The sequence below is a fragment of the uncultured Roseobacter sp. genome, assembly GCF_947495025.1.
GTDB lineage: Bacteria > Pseudomonadota > Alphaproteobacteria > Rhodobacterales > Rhodobacteraceae > Roseobacter.
In genome coordinates this window covers 407556-426463 of sequence record NZ_CANLXG010000002.1, presented here as the reverse complement: position 1 = coordinate 426463, position 18908 = coordinate 407556, and the positions used below count along the sequence as shown (strand labels likewise).

The following is an 18908-nucleotide window of genomic DNA, read 5'->3' as shown; positions in this document are numbered from 1 at the left end:
GTGTTGTCATACATCAGCGGCATGAAACGGAATATTCTGCTGCACCCTGATCCGCGCCTGAAAAAGACGGCTGCACCGGTCGACGATCTGTCGGACGAACTGCGCGTGCTGGCGGACGACATGCTCGAAACGATGTACGACGCGCCCGGTATCGGCCTTGCCGCGCCCCAGGTCGGTATTCTGCAGCGACTTGTTGTCCTTGACTGCGTGAAAGGCGAGCAGGAAAAGCCGCGCCCGCTGATCATGTTCAACCCGGAGATCATCGCATCATCAGATGACACCAGCGTTTACGAAGAAGGGTGTCTGTCGATCCCTGATCAGTTTGCCGATGTAACCCGCCCCGCCGAAGTTGATGTGCGCTGGATCGACCGTGACGGCAATGAGCAGACCGAAACGTTCACGGGGCTCTGGGCGACCTGTGCCCAGCACGAGATCGATCACCTCGATGGCAAGCTGTTTATCGATTATCTCAAACCTCTGAAACGGCAGATGATTACCCGCAAGATGGTCAAACTGAAGCGGGAACTGGCACGTTCATGAGCGTCCTGCCGATCCTGTGCTGGCCTGATCCGCGCCTGTCTGTGGTGTGTGATGCGGTTTCATCTGTAACGGCGGAAATGCAGGATCTGGCCGATGACATGCTGGAAACGATGTATGCAGCACCCGGGCGGGGTCTTGCGGCGCCGCAGGTCGGGCATCTGCTGAGACTTTTCGTTATGGACGTTACGTGGAAAGAAGGCGCGCCCGCGCCTCAGTTTTTTTTCAACCCTGTCATTGCTGATGCCAGCGATACCATGGCAACGCACTCTGAGGGTTGTCTTTCGATCCCCGGAGTTACGGCAGAGGTGGCCCGTCCGGATCGGGTCAGACTGACATGGACAGACAGGGCGGGCGTTACGGATACCGCCTGGTTTGAGGGGTTTGCAGCTGCCTGCGTTCAGCACGAACTGGACCACCTGAACGGCCGGGTGACACTTGATCACCTTGAGCCGTCTGTCCGCGTCCGAACTGTTGAAGCGTATGAAGCATATAAGGAGGCGCTGACGTGACGATCCGGCCCTTTCTGAAATGGCCAGACAAACGCCTGCGCACGGCTGCCGGGCCCGTCGGTGAGATCACGGACGAAATCCGCGCCCTGTGGGACGATATGATCGAGACAATGGACGCCATGCCCGGGGTTGGCCTCGCAGCGCCCCAGATCGGCGTGATGCTGCAGGTCGCTGTGGTGGATGCTTCCGATGCGCGCAACCGGCGGATACGGCTGGCCAACCCGTCGATTGTGGATGCCTCTGCCATCATGAACGAGCATCAGGAGGCGAGCCCCAACCTGCCTGGCGTCTATGCTACCATCAAAAGGCCGCGCGGGGTGTCTGTGCGGTTTCTCGATGAAACGGGCACATGGACACGTCGCGATTTTGCGGGGCTTGAGGCCACCAGTGTGCAGCACCAGATCGATCACCTGCAGGGGCGGATGTATTTCGACCGGCTGAGCCGTGTAAAGCGCGATATGCTGCTGCGTCGCGCCCGTAAACCGGGAGGTTGATGGAGCAGTGATGCGCGTCGTTTTCATGGGCACCCCTGATTTTTCGGTGCCGGTGCTTGAGGCACTGGTTGATGCCGGTCACGATATTGCCTGCGTCTATTGCCAGCCACCACGGCCTGCGGGGCGTGGCAAAAAGGAACGCCCCAGCCCGGTTGAGGCGCGCGCCCGGACGCTGGGCCTTGAGGTGCGGCACCCCGTATCGCTGAGAACGCAGGATGCCCAGGCGGAATTTGCCGCGCTTGAAGCAGATGTGGCTGTGGTCGTGGCCTATGGTCTGATCCTGGCGCAGACCATTCTGGATGCACCGGCCCGTGGGTGCCTGAATATCCATGCGAGCCTTCTGCCGCGCTGGCGGGGGGCTGCGCCCATCCACCGCGCAATCATGGCAGGTGACGCCGAGACGGGTGTCTGCATCATGCAGATGGAAGCAGGGCTCGACACCGGACCTGTTCTGTTGCGGGAAGCAACGCCCATCGGGGCAGAGGAAACAACAGCAGACCTGCACGACCGGCTGAGCACACTGGGCGCGGCGCTGATTGTCCGCGCACTGGCGGCACCTGATGCGCTGGTGCCGGAACCGCAGCCGGAAGAAGGTGTGACCTATGCCGCCAAGATCGACAAATCAGAGGCGCGCATTGACTGGACCGTTCCGGCCACAGAGGCAGACCGCCTGATCCGTGGCCTCTCGCCCTTTCCCGGCGCATGGACGGAACATGAAGGAACGCGTATCAAGGTGCTGGCGTCCCGGCTCGCTGATGGAGACGGAGCCCCGGGTACCGTGCTGTCTGATCCGCTGCGGGTGGCCTGCGGGCAGGGGGCCGTCGAACTGACCCGCCTGCAACGCGCAGGAAAGGGCGCGCAACCGGCAGACGAGTTTCTCCGCGGCTGGCCGCTGGCCAACGGCACCAGGTTCTGAAAGAGGGCAAACGATGTTTCCAACACTCATCGGCACCGTCGTGATCGCGGGCATCGTGGGTTACCTGTCTGAACGATCAGGTTTCACGCACAACGGCATTCTGCAGAGTATTGTTATCTGCGTGGGCGGTGCGTTTGTCTTTTATTTCGTGACGCTGATGTTCGGACTGGGTTTCAGAAGCCCGGGCATGAACGCTGTTGCGGCCTCGGTCGGCGCTCTGGTGATCGTGCCGTTTCACTGGCGCCGGTAAGCTATTCTGCAGGGCTTGTGGCGAGGCGTTCCGCATCGGTACGCGTCGCCCGGATGCACAGACGTAAAAGCGGTGGCACGGTCAGCAGGGTCAGAAACGCTGACATAGACAGTCCGCCGACCACCACAGCGCCGAGGCCCTGGTACAGCTCCGAGCCTTCACCCTCGAACAGCACGAGGGGCAACATGCCGAACACCGACGTCATGGTAGACATGAATATGGGCCGGATGCGGTTGCTGGTCGCCGCCTCGATGGCGTCAATGGGCGACATTCCCTCTTCGCGCAGGTGATACAGCGCCTGGTGCACGATCAGGATGGCATTATTGACCACGATACCGACCAGAATGATGAAGCCCAGCAAGGTCAGCATATCGAGCGGTTGCGTCTGGTACTGATTGAGCAGCGCCAGCCCGCCGACGCCCCCCGCTGCCGCGACAGGCACCGAAATCAGGATGACCAGCGGCAGGACAAAACTCTCAAACAGAATTGCCATCACAAGAAAGACGATGATCATTGCCACAGCCAGGTTGATCTGGATCGCGTCCCAGGTCTGGCTCAGCTGATCGGCCGTACCGGAGACGCTCAGACGCACGCCATCAGGCAACCCGCGTTCCTGCAATGCCGAAATCACTTCTGTTTCCAGCAGTTCCACGGCAGCTTCAAGCGGCAGGGTATCGGATGGGCGTATTTCCAGTGTCACAGTCCGCAAACGGTCACGGTGCCGGATTTCCGTAGGACCGGCTGTCACCACGACATCGGCGAGTGCGGATACGGGCACGATACCGCCCGAAGGTGTGACAACCGGGAAGTTCCCGATGTCCTGCGTGCGCTGGGCGGTCTGCAGACCCGGATCGCCCTTGAGCATCAGGTTGAGCCGTTCGGCACCGACGGTGATTTCCGCCACGCGCAGGCCGTCGTTGAAGGCATCGACCGTAATCGCAAGGTCAGAGGCCGTCAGGCCGGCATCCGCCAGCCTGAGCCTGTCGGGGACCAGCCTTACTTCGGGCGCGCCAAGCTCAAGGCCCGGAATAGGCCGGAACTGGTGTCCTTCTGACCGGGGCAGAAGCTGTGCGATGGTTCCTGCTGCCTGTCCGGCTACGCCGAGGATCTCGTTGAGATCCTGCCCGGAGATGTTGAGCTCAATTGTGCGGCCGCCGCCAACACCGCGCCCGAAGAGAGAGGGCTGGGTCATGAACCCGAACGTGCCGGGTTCTGCAAAGATCGGGCCGGAAAGAACGGGGATCAGCTCGCCCGCGCGGGCGCCATCGACAGCTGCCGCGCCAACGAAACTGGTGCCACTGAGGGCGACAAAGAAGAAGTTCTCAATTGTCGGTGTCCCGTCTTCGAGCTCTGTGGCAGGGGCGGCTTCCCAGAGCGGACGCGCCACAGTTTCGATACGCTGGGCAATCGTCTCGGTCGTTTCCAGGTTGTACCCGGGCGGCGGAATGATCACCCCGAAAACAAGATTTCGGTTGCCTTCGGGCAGGTATTCGAGCCGCGGCAAAAAGACAATTGTGGCCAGGGCCGCGCCACCCGCGATCAGCGAAACAACGACAAGCCCCAGGGCACGGAACCGGACCGTCATGCGGACATAGGCCATCACCAGCCGGTGGAACGCGCCAGCAATATGGTCGATCCCCCAGAGCCGGAGGGTTTTCTGCTCACCCTGGCTCATCAGGCGGCTGGACAGCGCGGGGATGACCGTGACCGCCACAACCAGTGACAGGAGAACCGACACCGAAATCGCAACGGCGATATCCCGGAAGAGCTGGCCTGCCTCAAGCTGCATGATCAGGATGGGCACAAAGACCAGCACAGTTGTGAGTGCTGAAACCAGGATCGCCCCCCACACCTGACGGGCACCATGATAGGCCGCCTCGCGCCTGGATTTGCCCTGCTCGCGCAGGCGGTAGATGTTCTCCAGCACAACAATGGCGGCGTCGACGATCATCCCCACAGCAAAGGCAATGCCTGCCAGCGAGATCACATTGAGCGTCCGCCCCGTTGCGGCCATGGCCACAAAGGTGGCGACGATGCTGACCGGAATGGCCATCGACACCACCAGCGTTGCACGCAGGCTGCGCAGGAACAGCAACAGAATGATGGCCGCCAGCACGCCGCCCACCCAGATGTTCTGCGTCACCAGGCTGATCGCGCCGTTGATATAGACCGTCTCGTCATAGACCTGGCGCATCTTGAGACCAGCGTCAGTAACCGGCCCGTCGTTCAGTTCCGCAAGGACCGTGCGCACAGAATCCATCGTTTCGATGACATTGGCGCCTGGTTCCCGCACGATGTTGAACGCCAGTCCCGGTGCACCGCGAAAGCGCAGGCGTGCGTTTGGGTCCTGATAGGCAAAGCCGACATCAGCGACATCACCAACGCGCACACGCCCCGAGCCGCCGGAGCCCATTTCAGACCGCAGCACGACCTCTTCGATGGCTGCTGCGGTGTTCAGGTTACCCTCGGCGCGCACGATGTAACGACGCTTGCCTTCTTCGACGTCTCCCGCTGAGAGAGAAATATTTTCGCTGCGCAGGATGCGCACGACTTCGGGCACGGTCAGATCAAAACGGGACAGACGCCGCGGGTCGACCACGACCTGCAGTTCGCGGGTCACACCGCCAAAGACGTTCACCGCAGAAACGCCCTCTATCCGCTCGATCCGGTCCTGAATAATATCCTCAACGAAATCGCCATAGGTAGGCATTTCGCGGGTATTACCGTCCTGTGCTGTCAGGAGCACCCAGGCAATGGGACTGTCGTCTGCGCCTGATGTATCCAGCGATGGCTCTCCGGCCTCATCGGGGTAATCACCGACACGGTCGAGACGGTTGGACACCAGCAACAGCGACTGGCTCATATCGGTGCCGATGCCGAATTCCAGCGTGATTTCTGCCTCGCCTGTCCGTGCCCTGGAGGTCATGACGTCGAGGCCTTCGAGTCCGCGCAGGGCCTCTTCCTGCGGATTCACGATCTCGCGTTCGACTTCAGAGGGTGCGGCCCCCGGCCAGTTTGTCGTGATGACCACTACCGGCTTGCGGACGTCCGGTGCCAGCTGGATCGGAATGCGCGTAACGGCGATCAGACCGAACAGGACGGCCATGATCACCGCAGCAATAACGGCAACCGGGCGGTCGATGGCAAAGCGGATGATATCCATTGCCCCTTACCCCTGATCAGCGGCGCCCATGGGCGCGATATCCTGCCCGGGCCGCAGGCGTTCGTTTCCGCGCGTAACGACAACGTCTCCTTCGCTCAGGCCGCCGAGCACCTCAAAACGGTCTCCCAGAGCAACGCCAATCTCGACCTGCCGCGGTTGCGCCTTGCCGTCTGCGGCGACAAAAACCGTCCATCCGCCGCGTGCCTGGACCAGTGCGTCCTTCGGCACAGAGAGCACATCGCGCGGTTTGCTGACCGGAACGGATACAGTGATCGACTGGCCGATCGCGGTTCCGTCCATCTCCAGCAGCTGTGGAGAGCTGAACCGCACGGGCCGTGTCCGGGTCGCCTGGTCCTCGACCGGTAACAGGACACGCACTTCCATTTCCAGCTCAGCGCCGGTTTCCGTCTGACCTGTGACGGCCAGACCGGGCGAGAGCGTACCGATGTACCGGGCAGGAACCGAGGCCTCGACCTCGAAAGAACTGGTGTCCAGCAGTGTGACCACTGTTGCGCCCGAACTGATGAACTCGCCGGGGTTGGTGTTGACTTCCAGCACGATGCCGGCAAAGGGCGCTGTAATTTTCGCGCGTTCAAGCTGGTACTGCGCTTCTGCCCTGGCGGCTTCGGCGGTGTTTACCCGCGCTTCGGCCTCGGCCAGCAGGCCGCGCGCCTCGAAAAAGTCGCTCTGCGCCTCATCAAACCGGCTGGTTGAAAAGGATGTGGTGTTGCGCAGCCCCTCGATCCTGGCCAGCGCCTTGGTCGCCCGGTCCACGCGGGCCCTTGCCGTCTCGATGCCTGCCGCGGTTTCTGCCAGACGTGCTTCGGCCTGGCGGGCCAGAATTTCAGAAAGCTCCGTGTCCAGCTCGACGATCACGCCGTCTTTCGGAACGCTCATGCCTTCGAGTACGTTCACCTTTTCAACCGTACCGGATACCCGGCTGGCAACAGAGCCTTCACGCGACGTGACCACCTCGGCGAAAAGCGGCACAGTTTCTGCGATCTGGCGGTAGCTGACGGTCTCGACGCCCACCGCTGCCGGACGGCCCTGCGCCACAGCGGAAGCCCCTGCAACAACTGTTATAAGTAAGAACAGCGAAAACCACCCGCGGCCCATGTGTGCAAAAGGGTTCATGAATCAGCTCTGTCAAAAGTTTTTCCGGTCTGCACCTGAGATAGAGCTTTTGACCTGAAATGAAACAGGAAACCGGTACTGCGAGAGCGATGTGCATTCCCGAACAGTTCTTAAGGCGCTAAAACGGGCAGCGTCGCGGACCCGGTGACGGTCGCTGCCGTGTCGCCTGGTTCAGCTCTCAGGCGGTGCGCCGCCTTCTTCAGTTTTTTGGTGGATATAGTCCTGCAGCCTGCACAGGGCATCCCTGTCAACGTCGGGTCCGGGCGCATCATTCAGAATGCTTTGCCATTTGTCGGTTGCGCGTGCAGTGGCATCCAGCGCGCCATTTTCTTCCCACGTGCCGAAATTTGACCAGTCACCGATAAGTGGTTCGTAGAACGCGGTCTGATAGCGCTCCATCGTGTGCGCGGCCCCAAAGAAATGTCCGCCGGGAGCGACTTCGGCCAGGGCATCAAGCGCGATATCACTGTCCTGGCAGGGCGTTTCGGAACAAAGCTCGGCCACCATCTGAAGCACTTCGACATCCGTGATGAGCTTTTCGTAAGAGACCGTCAGCCCGCCCTCAAGCCAGCCCGCCGCGTGGATCACGACGGTAGATCCCGCCATCAGGCAGCCCCATAGACCAAACTGCGTTTCATTGGCGGCCTGCGCGTCTCCGAGGTTGGCGGCCGATCCGGTTGCGCAGCGCCACGGCAGACCGGTCAGCCGTGCCATCTGGCCCGCTGCGACACTGGCCTGGAAATGTTCGGGGGTTCCAAAGGCCGGAGCGCCGGATTTCATATCGACGTTTGAGGTGAAAGTGCCGTAGCAGACGGGCGCACCGGGTCGCGCCAGCTGTGTCAGGGCAATAGCGGCCAGTGCCTCGGCGTGACTCAGCGTGATCGCACCGGCGACCGTGATCGGGGCCATGGCCCCCATCAGCGTGAATGGTGTTACGATACTGACCTGGCCGGCCCGGGCAAAATCGATCAGGCCACGGGCCATCGGCACGTCGATCTGACGGGGTGAATTGGTATTGATGATCGTGTAGCAATGGCTTTCCGCGCGGAATTCGTCTTCTGACAGACCGCGGAAGTCCCTGATCATTTCAAAGTTCTGCTCTGATTGTGGTGTGCCGCGTGCATAGATGAACGGTGCCTTGTCCGAGTGCTGCAGCATGGTCTGCATGGTCATATAGTGACGCAGATGCATGGGCACATCCTGCGGCTCCACGAGAGGCGGCAGCATATGCAGAACGTCAAAGTGCTGGGTCAGGCGAATGAGTTCCCGGAAGTCCTCCCCGGTGCCGGGGCGCCGTCCGCGGATCCGGTCAGTGGCGTGTGGTGCGCCCGCGCCGGGCTGAAAAACCAGTGCCCCCTGCTCCAGCACGAGGTCCCTTTGGCGCGCGCCGCCCCGTATTGTCACAGATTTGGGGGCTGAGGCCAGCGCTGCAGAGATGATGTCCGCGCCGACAAAGACCATCTGACTGGCTTCATCGACCTTTGCGCCGGCTTTGGCAAAAAGGCGGCGTGCTTCCGGCAGCAGAATCCGGATGCCCAGTCTTTCAAGAACGTCCAGTGCCGCGGTGTGCACAGCGGCAACACGGTCATCTGACCAGACGCTGGCAGGCGGAAAGGGATTGCGCAGCCTGCGATAATCGGTGACCCGCGCTGCCTTTGCCCGCCGGCCGGTGCCTTTGCGGGTGCGCCTCCGCCCCTCGTTTTCGGGCCCGCTCACCCGCGCATCGCCTGACCCGAAGGATCATAGGGCGAGGGCGGGACGATCCGTGCTTTGCACGCAACCCCGACAACATGCACTGTGAGCTCCGTGCCAGGTTGTGCGCGGTCACTGTCTAACAGTGCCATAGCCAGTGATTTCTCGACGGTATGTCCGTATGCCCCCGAGGTGACAAACCCTACCTTTTCTTCGCCTGCCCATACCGGTTCAAACCCGCTGGCGTCTGACTCTGTGGTGTCGATTTCCAGGGTCACCAGCCGCTTCTGCGGCCCGTTCCCGTCGCGTTCGGCCATTGCTGCGGACTTGCCGACAAAGTCTTTGTCCCAGTTAATCCAGCGGTCCATGCCCGTCATGGCAGGCGTGTAGCCCTGGGTGAATTCCGCGTTCCAGATGCCAAAGCTCTTTTCGATACGCAGACTGAGCATGGCGTTAAATCCGATCTCGCGGATGCCCTCATCTGTGCCCGCCTCCAGCAGAACCTTACGAAGTGTCGCGTGGTCGCCCGCGCGGCAGTGTATTTCGTAACCCAGCTCGCCTGTAACGGACAGGCGACCCACCCGGCAGCGCAACAGACCAATGTCGAAGTCGCCACAGCCCATAAAGGGCAACGCGCCAACGGGACCATCGGTCAGTTTTTCAATCACGCGCCGCGACGCCGGGCCTGACAGGGAAAAGCCCATAGTGTCGTCGCCCAGATCGCGCAGGGACACGCCGTCTTCCATATGATCATCAAACCAGCGCATGTGCCAGGCGCGCAGATAGTAGCTTCCCATGATCCACCATGTGCCGTCGCCCCAGTTAAAAACGGTCAGATCGCCTTTGAGGCGCCCGTCTTCTGCCAGCATGGGCGCCAGCCGTGCACGACCGGGTGCGGGCAGTTTCGACGCCATGATCCGGTCGAGCCACTTTTCTGCGTTCGGGCCGGTCACCTCGAACCGTGAAAAGCCCGAGATATCCAGAAGACCAACGCTGTTCCGCACTGCCTGACATTCGTCCGCGACAATCGGAAAGGCGTTGGACCTTTTCAGAGAGGGCGTTTCCTCGAACCCGGTCGGCGCGAAGTAAAGCGGCACTTCGAGATCCCAGCTCTGGCCCCATCTGCAGCCTGCTGCGGTCATATCTGCATGCGCACCGGCGGTCTTCAGCGGTCGTCCCGCGGGCAGTTGCTCGTTCGGATAGGTCATCACAAAGCGGCGCGAATAGAACTGGCCGGTGGTCTCTTTGATGTACTGCTTGTTTTCAGCCCAGATACCGTAGCGGGCGACATCCATGCCATAGACATCCGCTTCGGGCGCTCCGTGGATCATCCATTCAGCCAGGCTTTTGCCCACACCACCACCCTGCAGGAACCCGGCCATAACAGCACAGGCGGACCAGTACCCGCGCTTGCCCGGTACGGGACCCACGAGGGGGTTGCCATCGGGGGAGAAGGTAAAGGCGCCGTTGACCCAGGTTTTGACGCCCACGTCCTGCAGGCAGGGGTAGCGTTCAAAGCCCATGGTCAGTTCATTTTCAATCCTGTCAGGGTCTTCCTGCTGCAGTTCAAATCCGTATTCCCAGGGCGCGCCGTCCATCATCCAGTGCTGGTGGTCGATCTCGTAAATGCCCAGCAAGACGCCTTTCTGGTCCTGTCGAAGATAGGTGAAACCTTCGAGGTCCACCGTCATCGGCACCTCGAAATCGATCTCTTCGAGCTGTGGGATGGTATCCGAAATCAGGTAGTGGTGGTTCAGCGGCGATACAGGCAGCTCCACACCTGCCATGCGACCCACCTGTTTCGCCCACAGACCTGCCGCGTTGACGACGTGTTCGCAGGTGACCGTTCCCTTTTCGGTCACGACTTCCCAGCCCTGCAGTGTCTGGTTCAGTTCCAGCACCCGGTTGTGCTCTATCACCTGTGCACCACGTTTTTTGGCGGCTCCGGCATAGGCATGCACCGTGCCGGTTGTGTCGATGTATCCTTCGCGGTCGGCCCACATTCCGCCCAGCAAACCCTCACCCGACATAATCGGGTTCAAAGATACTGCTTCCTCAACCGAGACCAGCCGGCAGTCCTCAATCCCGATAGACTGAAAAGTACGATAGGCCGACTGCAGCCATTCCCAGCGATCCGGGGTGCCTGCCATGGTCAGACCGCCCGTCATATGAAGTCCGATGTTCTGGCCGCTTTCTTCTTCGATCTCGCTGAGAAGATCGATGGTATAGGCCTGAAGGGCAGCGATGTTCGGGTCAGCATTCAGCGCGTGTATGCCGCCTGCTGCGTGCCAGCTCGATCCGGCTGTCAGCACCGACCGCTCGATGAGGCAGACATCAGTCCAGCCGAATTTGGCGAGGTGATAGAGCACCGAAGCGCCAACAACGCCTCCGCCGATAACAACAACTCTGTAGTGCGATTTCATGCCGGGCCCCCGTGCTGGCGTCACAGATTTACTGGACAGCAGTGTACAGTATAATCGGGGACGCTAGGTGCAAAGGCCCGGCTGCGTCAAGCGTTCTCAGCGTGAAGGCGTCACCGCTGCATCAGGCTCTGTGCGAGGCGCATCAGGCGGATGGCTTCGGCGCGGTATCCGAAGGTATCCTCTCCGCGCGTCGCCACGGCGGCATCAATTGCATTCTGCATGGTCCAGGAGCCGGTATAGGGCGAGTTTCGCAAAAGCTGCCCAAAGCCCGCAATCGCGGCGGCGAACCCGTTATCACCCGGGGTGTCGACGCCCGGGGCGATGGGTTGTTCTATCAGCCTGCTGACGCTTTCGCCCGGTGCCTTGTAACGCAACCGCAGGAAGCCAAGCTCATCGCTCTGCGCTGTTTCCTCTGGCAGGGCATAGCGCAAAGGGTCGCTCAGACGCGCGGGCGATCCCACGGGCGTGACCTCGTACAGTGCCGTCACGCTGTGCCCTGCACCAATTTCGCCGGCGTCCACTGCATCATTGTTGAAATCCTCGCGGCGCAGCGCGCGTGTCTCATAGCCAATCAGACGGTATTCGGCGATCTGGGCGGGGTTAAACTCGACCTGGATCTTAACGTCATCGGCAATCGGAAAAAGCGCACCGGTAAGCTGGTCAGAAAGTACTTTCTGCGCTTCGGCCAGCGTGTCGATATAAGCTGCTGTACCGTTGCCGTTCTGGGCCAGCGCCTGCATCGTCGCGTCATCCAGATTGCCGCGTCCGAACCCCAGGACAGAAAGATAGGTTCCGCTGTCGCGCCGGTCTGCGATGAAGTCTTTCAGGGCGTCCGGGTCCGACAGGCCAACATTGAAATCGCCATCGGTGGCCAGGATCACGCGGCTCACCTCGCCATCGTCCGTCATGCTTTCCGCTGTGCGGTACGCCTGGACCAGTCCGGCCTCTCCGCCCGTGGCACCGCCAGCCTGAAGACTGTCCAGTGCGGCAAGAATGATGTCTCGCTCAGAGGCTGATGTGGGCGCCAGGACCTCTCCGGCGCTGCCGGCATAAGCCACAATGGACACTTCGTCGGTCGGGCGGAGCTGACCCAGCATAAGCCGGAACGACTGCACAAGAAGGGGCAGTTTGTCTGACTGGTTCATCGACCCTGAAGTATCAATCAGAAAGACAAGGTTCAGCGGTGGACGATCCTCGACAGAAGGCAACGTGCCCTGCAGGCCGATGTGTACCAACCGGGTGTCCGGGTTCCACGGCGTCTGGCTGACGGAAACTGTTGGCCGGAACGGGGCGTCGCCGTCGGGCGCTGCATAGTCGTAGGTGAAATAATTCACCATCTCTTCGATCCGCACCACTTTTGGGTCAGGTAACCTGCCGTTCGTCAGGCTGTCACGTACGAGGCTGTAGGAAAAGGTGTCCACATCGACTGAAAAGGTGGAAACTGGCGTTTCGGACGTGATTTGCAGCGGGTTTGCCTCTGCACTGGCAAATTCTTCCGATGTCGCCTCGGGCACCGGCGCCGGCAGGGTTCTGACGACAGACAGGCCTGGTTCTGCAATACGGGTCCGGCCGCCCGCGGCAGGCAGGTCAGCGGTTTTTGCGATGGACCGTTGGAGCACCATGGGCTCGGCGGCAAAGGTCTCTGCGTCTTCGGCGAGGGTAAGCGGTGCTTGCAGGACCTCGTCAGACACGATTGCAGAGCCCGGCGCCGGTCCGGGCGGCGACAGCAGATCCCGGTCGCCGGGCAATATCAACAGCAGGCCTGCGGCCACCAGGGCCGTGGTGGCGGTCAGTCCGCCGCGTGTGGTCATTGTGTTCAGCATCATCTTTACTCCGTTCAGCAGACCCCATCGGGTCCCAACAGAGGTTTGACGCGTGTCATCCTGCGATCCTTGGAGCGCCGCGAAATTTTTTGATGCGAGCGCCAGATCGGCGGCTCTGCGGCGCGCATCTGGGGCAGGTGTTGCGGCATCCATGGCCTGTCTGAGATCGTCGAGTTCGTCAGTCATTGGTCCGCCTCTTCTGCGGCGCGCATGGCGCGGAGGTGTTTACGGGCTTCGGAGACACGCCAGCTGACAGTGCCCTCGCTGACACCCAGGACGGCAGCTGCGTCTGCGTGCTTCATGTCGTCCAGCACCAGGGCAAGAGTATCCCGCAGGTCGTCGGGCAGCGCGCGCATCGCCTGGGTCAACCAGTCGATACGGTCGCCGGTTTCTGCATCCCGGGCGCGGCGTTCTACCTCCCAGTCCCCCCAGCCGCTGGAAGCGCGGTCCCTGGAGGCGTGCCGTCTGCGCCGGTCATGAGCGGCGTTCACGGTGACCCGGTAGACCCAGGTGCTGAAACGGGATCTGCCCGAGAATGCTTTCAGTCGGGCAGGCAGTGCCGCGCAGATATCCTGGGTCAGATCTTCGGCTTCAGCCCGTGTGCCGGTCAGCCGGAAAGCCAGCCGGAAAATCCTGTCGTAGTGACGGTCCAGCAGTGCACTGAAGGCATCTGCGTCGCCGGCAGCGGCGGCACTGGCTAGGGTTTCATCACTGGTCTTCATGCGCATCACGTTGGTTAGACGCATGTGAAGCGTCAATCCCTGGCGAGAATGCGAAATATTTTGCAGCCCCCGTCAGATAATGCGTCTGAAATCCGGACCAGGACCGCGTGGCTGCCCTGACTCAGAGCCGCATTCAGTAAGCGCCCCTGCTGCTCAGCAGGCTGAGTGGTGTGCGCAGCAGGATCCGGAAATCAAGCCAGAGAGACCAGTTTTCGATGTAGTAAAGATCGTGCTCAAATCTTGCCTCAAGTTTTTCAGCAGCGTCAATCTCTCCGCGCCAGCCATTGATCTGCGCCCAGCCGGTAATGCCCGGGGGCAGGCGATGCCGGGCTGAATATCCGTCGACAATCTGCGAGAACTTTTCCTGCCGGCTCGACAGGGCATCGACGGCGTGAGGGCGTGGCCCAACAAGCGAGAGGTCGCCCCGCAAAACGTTGAAAAGCTGCGGCAACTCATCAATGGAGGTGCGACGGATGAACCGGCCGACCCGCGTGACGCGCGGATCATTGCGGGTGACCACCTGTCTTGCGGCGACATCTGATTTGTCGGCATGCATTGAACGGAATTTGAGTACCTCGATAACACTGTTGTTGAAGCCGTGCCGCGGCTGGCGGAAAAATACCGGCCCTGGACTCTCGAGGCGGACTGCAAATGCCGTCAGGAGCATTACCGGCCAAAGCATAAGCAATGCGCAAAGGGCAAAGAACACATCGAACACACGCTTTGTAAGGCGGCAGCGCGGGGCAAAACTCCGGCTGATCCGGCCCAGAAAAGGTGCCCGCCCCGTTTGTCCGAATGCATAGTCCTTGCTGTAGGTGGACAGACCGACTTCGACAGGCAGCACCCGGAACGCATCCAGCAGCCACCTGATCCGCGCTTCGGCCGCAAAAGGCAGAGCGATAATGACCAGATCGACATTCGACGCGCGCACAAATTCCAGCAGATCGCTGTATCCGCCGATCTTTGGAACGCCCAGCACCTGTGTCGGTGACCTGATGTCATCACGGTCGTCGAAAATACCAAAAAGCCTGATGTCATTTGCGGCGCGGTCATTCAGGCCGCGAATAAGGCGTTCTGCTTCTTCACCGCCACCGGCGATAATTGCCCGTCGCGCGATCAGCCCCATGTCGATTATCCAGCGCATGGCGATCTGTGCGCCAACCCGTGTTGGGAGTATTGCCGCAGCCAGGCTGATCGCTGCTGCCCTCAGACCCGCTGCCGTGTCCGGAACAGGCCCAAGCACGAGCAGACCGGTTGCCGGTGCGATCAGGCAAAGAATGGTGCGGGCTGAAAAGGCGATACGGTCTGACATGACCCCGCTTCGATATACATTGGCCACAACCATGGTCACGAGAAAAACAACCGTCGCCGCCGCTGCAATCCCCGCAGCTGCAAAAGGCTGAAATACGTCTGTCGGAACAACGGCATAAAGCACGAACCAGAACGCGAGCGTAAAAACAGGAAACTCGATGCAAAGTGCGACACAGATCAGCCAGAACGGCTCCAGCGCGCCGCGTCGCAGGCCAAGAGCCACGGTTCTGGCTGCTTCGTTCAGTTGTCTGGAGTGTTCGACCATGTCCGCCGTTGCGCTGGTATATGCTGAGTGCCACCGTCTGCAGAACGGTGCCCGGTCTTTCCTAGCGAAAACCGGTTAATACTTGCTGATCATGCTTGGCAAAACTTCAGACCGGGGGGCGCCGTGCGCTTGTCAGTCTATAAAGAAGGCGTCCGTATCCGTCCGGCATATGCCATTGGCTGCTGCGTTTACACTCCGCCGGACAGGAACATAATCTGAAGCAAGGCCAACATGGAGGAATAACGCCCCATTCTGAACACGCCTCAACTGCAGGCTTCACCTTCACATGGATAACAGCAGAGCGGATTGTCCGGATCATCCGCCTGCGTGTTTTCTGACAGGTCGTTAGCGAGCTCCTGCTTTTGTTAAGTTAACTGATCTATTTCGACATTTTCCAGCCTGTCGTGCTGCAGAGGACGCAGACCCGGTCCGGCCCCCGGCCTTGCCTCTCAGAGGGAAAGCCAGTGGCGCACAGTGGCGGCTTCGGCTGGAATCACGGCACTGACAAAGAAGCCCCCCTGCACCGCGTGTGTCCAGTGACACAAAGATGAACTGCAGCGTTTCACGACGGAGATAACCGCATATTTCCCGGTCCATCGCGCAGACGGCCCGGGAATGACATGACGCCCGACAACGGGGACACCGCAGGCTGTGACACCCGCAGTGCCGGCTTTCTTTGCTATCTCAGGCGGCCACTTCATCCGCGCTTCGGCCGGAAAGCCAGCGCTGCGCTGCCATGGCGACACGACGCCCCAGGTATTCGGCGGTTCGCAGGTCTGAACCCGACGGCGCAACTTCGGGAGGAACGTCGGCGTCCGCCTGTGACATGGCGCCCAGAAACCCGCCGAGGCGGTTCAGATCTTCGGGCGACCCGGTGCTGGTGTTGTTTCCCGGGGGCAGTCCCAGCCCTGACCAGATCATGCCGTGCTGCATGGCAAAATGGTTGAGCTGCTGGAGTGTCGCCAGCTTGTCCCCACTCATACCGGCCGAATTGGTAAAGCCCGCAGCGAGCTTGTCTGCCCACCGGCCTTCGAGCCACCGCCCCGATGTCTCATCCAGAAAGGCTTTGAATTGTGCGGATGCACTGCCGAAGTAGGTTGGTGACCCAAAGATGATTGCATCTGCCGCGTCCATAACATCCCAGTTCAGCTCGCGCTCTTCGACCGGGATCAGAGTAACTTCCGCGCCCGGAACTCCGCTCGCACCACGACGAACGGCCTCGGCCTGCACTGCGGTGTGGCCATATCCACTGTGATAAACGATTGCTATCTTCGCCATTGTTTTCTCCATTTTCAACGGACCGGGCCTGGCTGGCCGGGTCGCAGTTAGACGGGCCCCAATGGTCAGGGGCTGGGCTTCGCTCACCACTGACAACTGATGCCCTGCCCGGATCTAATGACAAAACCCTTCAGTTGATAATATTGAGTTGTAATGTTTATGATCAAAGAAACAGATCGTATGAGGTGCTGTATGACACTGGATCAACTTGTTGCCCTGGACGCCATTGTGGCCGCCGGTACCTTCCGTGGTGCAGCTGACCGCCTGCACAAAGCGCAGTCTGCAATCAGCCATCAGATCAAAAAGCTTGAGGGAGAACTGGGCTTTGATCTTTTCCTGCGTGATGCCTACAGACCCAGGTTGTCGCCGGAAGGCGAAGTTTTTTTCCGCGAAGCGACGCGGGTCCTCGAACAGGTGCATGGGTTGAAGGCTGTCGCCTCGGGTCTCCGGAGCGAACAGGAGGCGATGATTTCTGTGGCGATGACTGCCACGATGTCGCTCGACCCGATCCTCGGTATCATGGGTGATGTCGGTCGCGCCTTTCCGGGAACACATATCACGCTGGTAAGCGAGATGATGGGCGGCCCGCTGGCCCGCCTGATGGAAGGCGATGCTGATCTGATCATTGCGGGGCTCGATGGGGTCCCGATTGACGAAGTCGAAACGCTCCCGGTCAGTTCGATCACGATCCGGCCCGTCGCAAGCCCCGGGTTCCCGGCCGCCGGGCGACCGGGGGTCCGGTCGCGTCGCGAGATGCAGAGCTATACCCAGGTCATCGTATCGGGCACAGGAGGTAAGGACTATGATCAGAGCCGCGACCTGCTCTCTGGTGGCCAGCGTTGGACTGTATCGGATTTCGAGGCCAAGAAATCGGTCATTTTGGCCGGCCTCGGGTGGGGCGGGATTCCGGAACACCTGATGATCGAAGAACTGGCGACCGGTGCGTTGATTCCTCTTGCCGTCGAGGGCTACCCACCGCGGCATACAGAGATATTCGCGATAAGACGCCGCGATCGACCGATGGGAACCGTTATGTCGAGCATCTGGAGAAGGTTGGCGGAAGAACCGGTTCAGACCGCGCAGTAATTTACCCGGCACGATGCGCTAACCGAAACCGAAGCGACGAACTGACCCGCGGTGCGAAGGTCAGCGACAGATGCTGAAGCCGGCTTCAGCGACACTGTTCGCTGACAGCCTGAAACCCGGAGCCCGTAGCACGATCAGTGAGGTCTGAAACAGCCCCGCTCTCTGCAGCTTCTGTTTTTCCGGATCGTCTTCGGGAATGCCTTCACACCGTCATCTGCATTCTGCTGCATCGGACCTGCGTATCGCTCCGGGGTATCTGGCTGCGCCAGAAAGACGTTCGCCACCAGATCCAGGAAAATCAGACGACCACATGATCTGTTTACAGCATCATAATAATGAAAACACAATATTATCTATCGACGATTTCCGTTGTTACGATCGGGCGTGACATAAAAAACGGAGCGTCCGATGAAGGTATTCACTCGACCCTGGATCTGCGATTTTGCCGATCAGAGCAAAAGCTGCGCGCCAGGCGCAGGCAGCCTGGCGCAAGCCGGATGTGTTTCGGAGGGTTCCGCACCATGACCCGCTCAGACGAAACCAGAGTTCGGGCGGTCATGCAGCTTTATTTTGACGGCCTCTATCACTCCAGCAGTGACATTCTGCGCAGCGTCTTTCACCCGGACCTTGCCTATGTGAACGGCACCGCCGGGACATACGAACATATGGGGCTCGAGGATTACATGGCGCGTATCGACGCGCGCACGCCTCCTGCCTCGCGCGGCGACCCCAGAGAAGAAGTGATTGAACGCATCGAATTCAAAGGGGACCGCATCGGCGTTGTCGAAGCGCGGATGACAATGATGGGGCGCAATTACCAGGATCTGCTGACGATCATCAACACCGATGACGGATGGCGCGTGCTGACCAAGGTTTTCTCGTTCGTTGAAAGAAAGGACTGAACACATGCCTTATGTAAACATCAAAGTAACGCAGGAAGGTGGCCCCCGCGGCACCGGTCCGTCGACCGAAGAAAAACAGCAGCTGATCGAAGGGGTGACAGAACTGCTGTGCAGAGTTCTGGGCAAGAAACCCGCGACAACATTTGTGGTCATCGACGAAATACCTATGGAAAACTGGGGTATGGACAGCCGGCAGGTCAGCACCATTCGCGCAGAACAGAGTTGATCACCCGGTGTCATGCCTACAGAAGGTATCGGCGCACCGTCGGGCGCGTTGGCAGGAAAGGGCGCTGTGACGCCCGGACCTCAACGGCTCGTCCCGACACTGTGCAATAGTCGCGATAAGGCTGGAATGGAGCCGTGTGCGGGCGGGCATCTCCGTCCGGGCGCGACCGGCCCT

General features: G+C 60.4%; 16 protein-coding genes. 8 read left to right on the top strand and 8 right to left on the bottom strand.

Annotated features, from left to right (window positions below; genetic code table 11):
* Positions 1 to 21: 21 nt before the first annotated feature.
* The 5 genes from def (Q0792_RS10150) to Q0792_RS10130 are packed head-to-tail and all read left to right on the top strand — an operon-like array spanning position 22 to position 2709.
* Entirely contained in the window at positions 22 to 540 is a 519-nt protein-coding gene (gene def / locus Q0792_RS10150) for a peptide deformylase (RefSeq protein WP_298841828.1), read from the top strand.
* Positions 537 to 1049, top strand: a complete 513-nt coding sequence (gene def / locus Q0792_RS10145) for a peptide deformylase (protein WP_298839770.1) — start codon at positions 537 to 539, stop codon at positions 1047 to 1049. Before def (Q0792_RS10150) ends, def (Q0792_RS10145) begins: the two co-directional genes overlap by 4 nt.
* Entirely contained in the window at positions 1046 to 1543 is a 498-nt protein-coding gene (def, locus tag Q0792_RS10140) for a peptide deformylase (RefSeq protein WP_298839767.1), read from the top strand. Before def (Q0792_RS10145) ends, def (Q0792_RS10140) begins: the two co-directional genes overlap by 4 nt.
* A gap of 10 nt (positions 1544 to 1553) precedes the next feature.
* Positions 1554 to 2459, top strand: coding sequence for a methionyl-tRNA formyltransferase (fmt, locus tag Q0792_RS10135; RefSeq protein ID WP_298839764.1), 906 nt, complete (start codon positions 1554 to 1556; stop codon positions 2457 to 2459).
* Positions 2460 to 2472: 13 nt separating this feature from the next.
* Positions 2473 to 2709, top strand: a complete 237-nt coding sequence (locus tag Q0792_RS10130) for a hypothetical protein (protein WP_298839761.1) — start codon at positions 2473 to 2475, stop codon at positions 2707 to 2709.
* A gap of 1 nt (position 2710) precedes the next feature.
* Here the strand turns inward: Q0792_RS10130 and Q0792_RS10125 are convergent, their stop codons facing one another.
* From Q0792_RS10125 to Q0792_RS10090, 8 genes are all read right to left on the bottom strand, one after another.
* Positions 2711 to 5872: an efflux RND transporter permease subunit gene (locus Q0792_RS10125; protein WP_298839759.1), complete on the bottom strand. Its 3162-nt coding sequence runs from the start codon at positions 5870 to 5872 to the stop codon at positions 2711 to 2713.
* 6 nt (positions 5873 to 5878) lie between these two features.
* Positions 5879 to 7006 carry an efflux RND transporter periplasmic adaptor subunit gene (locus Q0792_RS10120; RefSeq protein WP_298839757.1) on the bottom strand — a complete coding sequence of 376 codons (1128 nt, stop codon included), beginning with the start codon at positions 7004 to 7006 and terminating at the stop codon, positions 5879 to 5881.
* Between the two features lie 171 nt (positions 7007 to 7177).
* Positions 7178 to 8722 (bottom strand): trimethylamine methyltransferase family protein, encoded by a 1545-nt coding sequence (locus Q0792_RS10115; RefSeq protein WP_298839755.1) that lies wholly within the window; start codon positions 8720 to 8722, stop codon positions 7178 to 7180.
* Positions 8719 to 11121 carry an FAD-dependent oxidoreductase gene (locus Q0792_RS10110; protein ID WP_298839752.1) on the bottom strand — a complete coding sequence of 801 codons (2403 nt, stop codon included), beginning with the start codon at positions 11119 to 11121 and terminating at the stop codon, positions 8719 to 8721. Before Q0792_RS10110 ends, Q0792_RS10115 begins: the two co-directional genes overlap by 4 nt.
* Before the next feature lie 110 nt (positions 11122 to 11231).
* Complete coding sequence (locus Q0792_RS10105; protein ID WP_298839749.1) at positions 11232 to 13130, bottom strand: von Willebrand factor type A domain-containing protein; 1899 nt, start codon at positions 13128 to 13130, stop codon at positions 11232 to 11234.
* A complete protein-coding gene (locus Q0792_RS10100) occupies positions 13127 to 13666 on the bottom strand; it encodes an RNA polymerase sigma factor (protein ID WP_298841826.1) in 540 nt (179 codons plus the stop codon). Before Q0792_RS10100 ends, Q0792_RS10105 begins: the two co-directional genes overlap by 4 nt.
* A gap of 133 nt (positions 13667 to 13799) precedes the next feature.
* Positions 13800 to 15242, bottom strand: a complete 1443-nt coding sequence (locus Q0792_RS10095) for an exopolysaccharide biosynthesis polyprenyl glycosylphosphotransferase (protein ID WP_298839746.1) — start codon at positions 15240 to 15242, stop codon at positions 13800 to 13802.
* A gap of 684 nt (positions 15243 to 15926) precedes the next feature.
* On the bottom strand, positions 15927 to 16520 hold the full coding sequence (locus Q0792_RS10090) for a flavodoxin family protein (RefSeq protein WP_298839743.1): 594 nt from the start codon (positions 16518 to 16520) through the stop codon (positions 15927 to 15929).
* A gap of 192 nt (positions 16521 to 16712) precedes the next feature.
* Here Q0792_RS10090 and Q0792_RS10085 point away from each other — a divergent pair, with 192 nt between their 5' ends.
* The 3 genes from Q0792_RS10085 to Q0792_RS10075 all read left to right on the top strand — a co-directional run bounded on the left by Q0792_RS10085 (position 16713) and on the right by Q0792_RS10075 (position 18734).
* Positions 16713 to 17606, top strand: a complete 894-nt coding sequence (locus tag Q0792_RS10085) for a LysR family transcriptional regulator (protein WP_298839741.1) — start codon at positions 16713 to 16715, stop codon at positions 17604 to 17606.
* A 521-nt stretch (positions 17607 to 18127) separates the two neighbouring features.
* The gene (locus Q0792_RS10080) at positions 18128 to 18508 is read left to right on the top strand and encodes a nuclear transport factor 2 family protein (RefSeq protein ID WP_298839739.1); all 381 of its coding nucleotides are present in this window, start codon (positions 18128 to 18130) and stop codon (positions 18506 to 18508) included.
* Positions 18509 to 18512: 4 nt separating this feature from the next.
* A complete protein-coding gene (locus Q0792_RS10075; RefSeq protein ID WP_298839737.1) occupies positions 18513 to 18734 on the top strand; it encodes a 4-oxalocrotonate tautomerase family protein in 222 nt (73 codons plus the stop codon).
* Positions 18735 to 18908 lie beyond the last annotated feature (174 nt).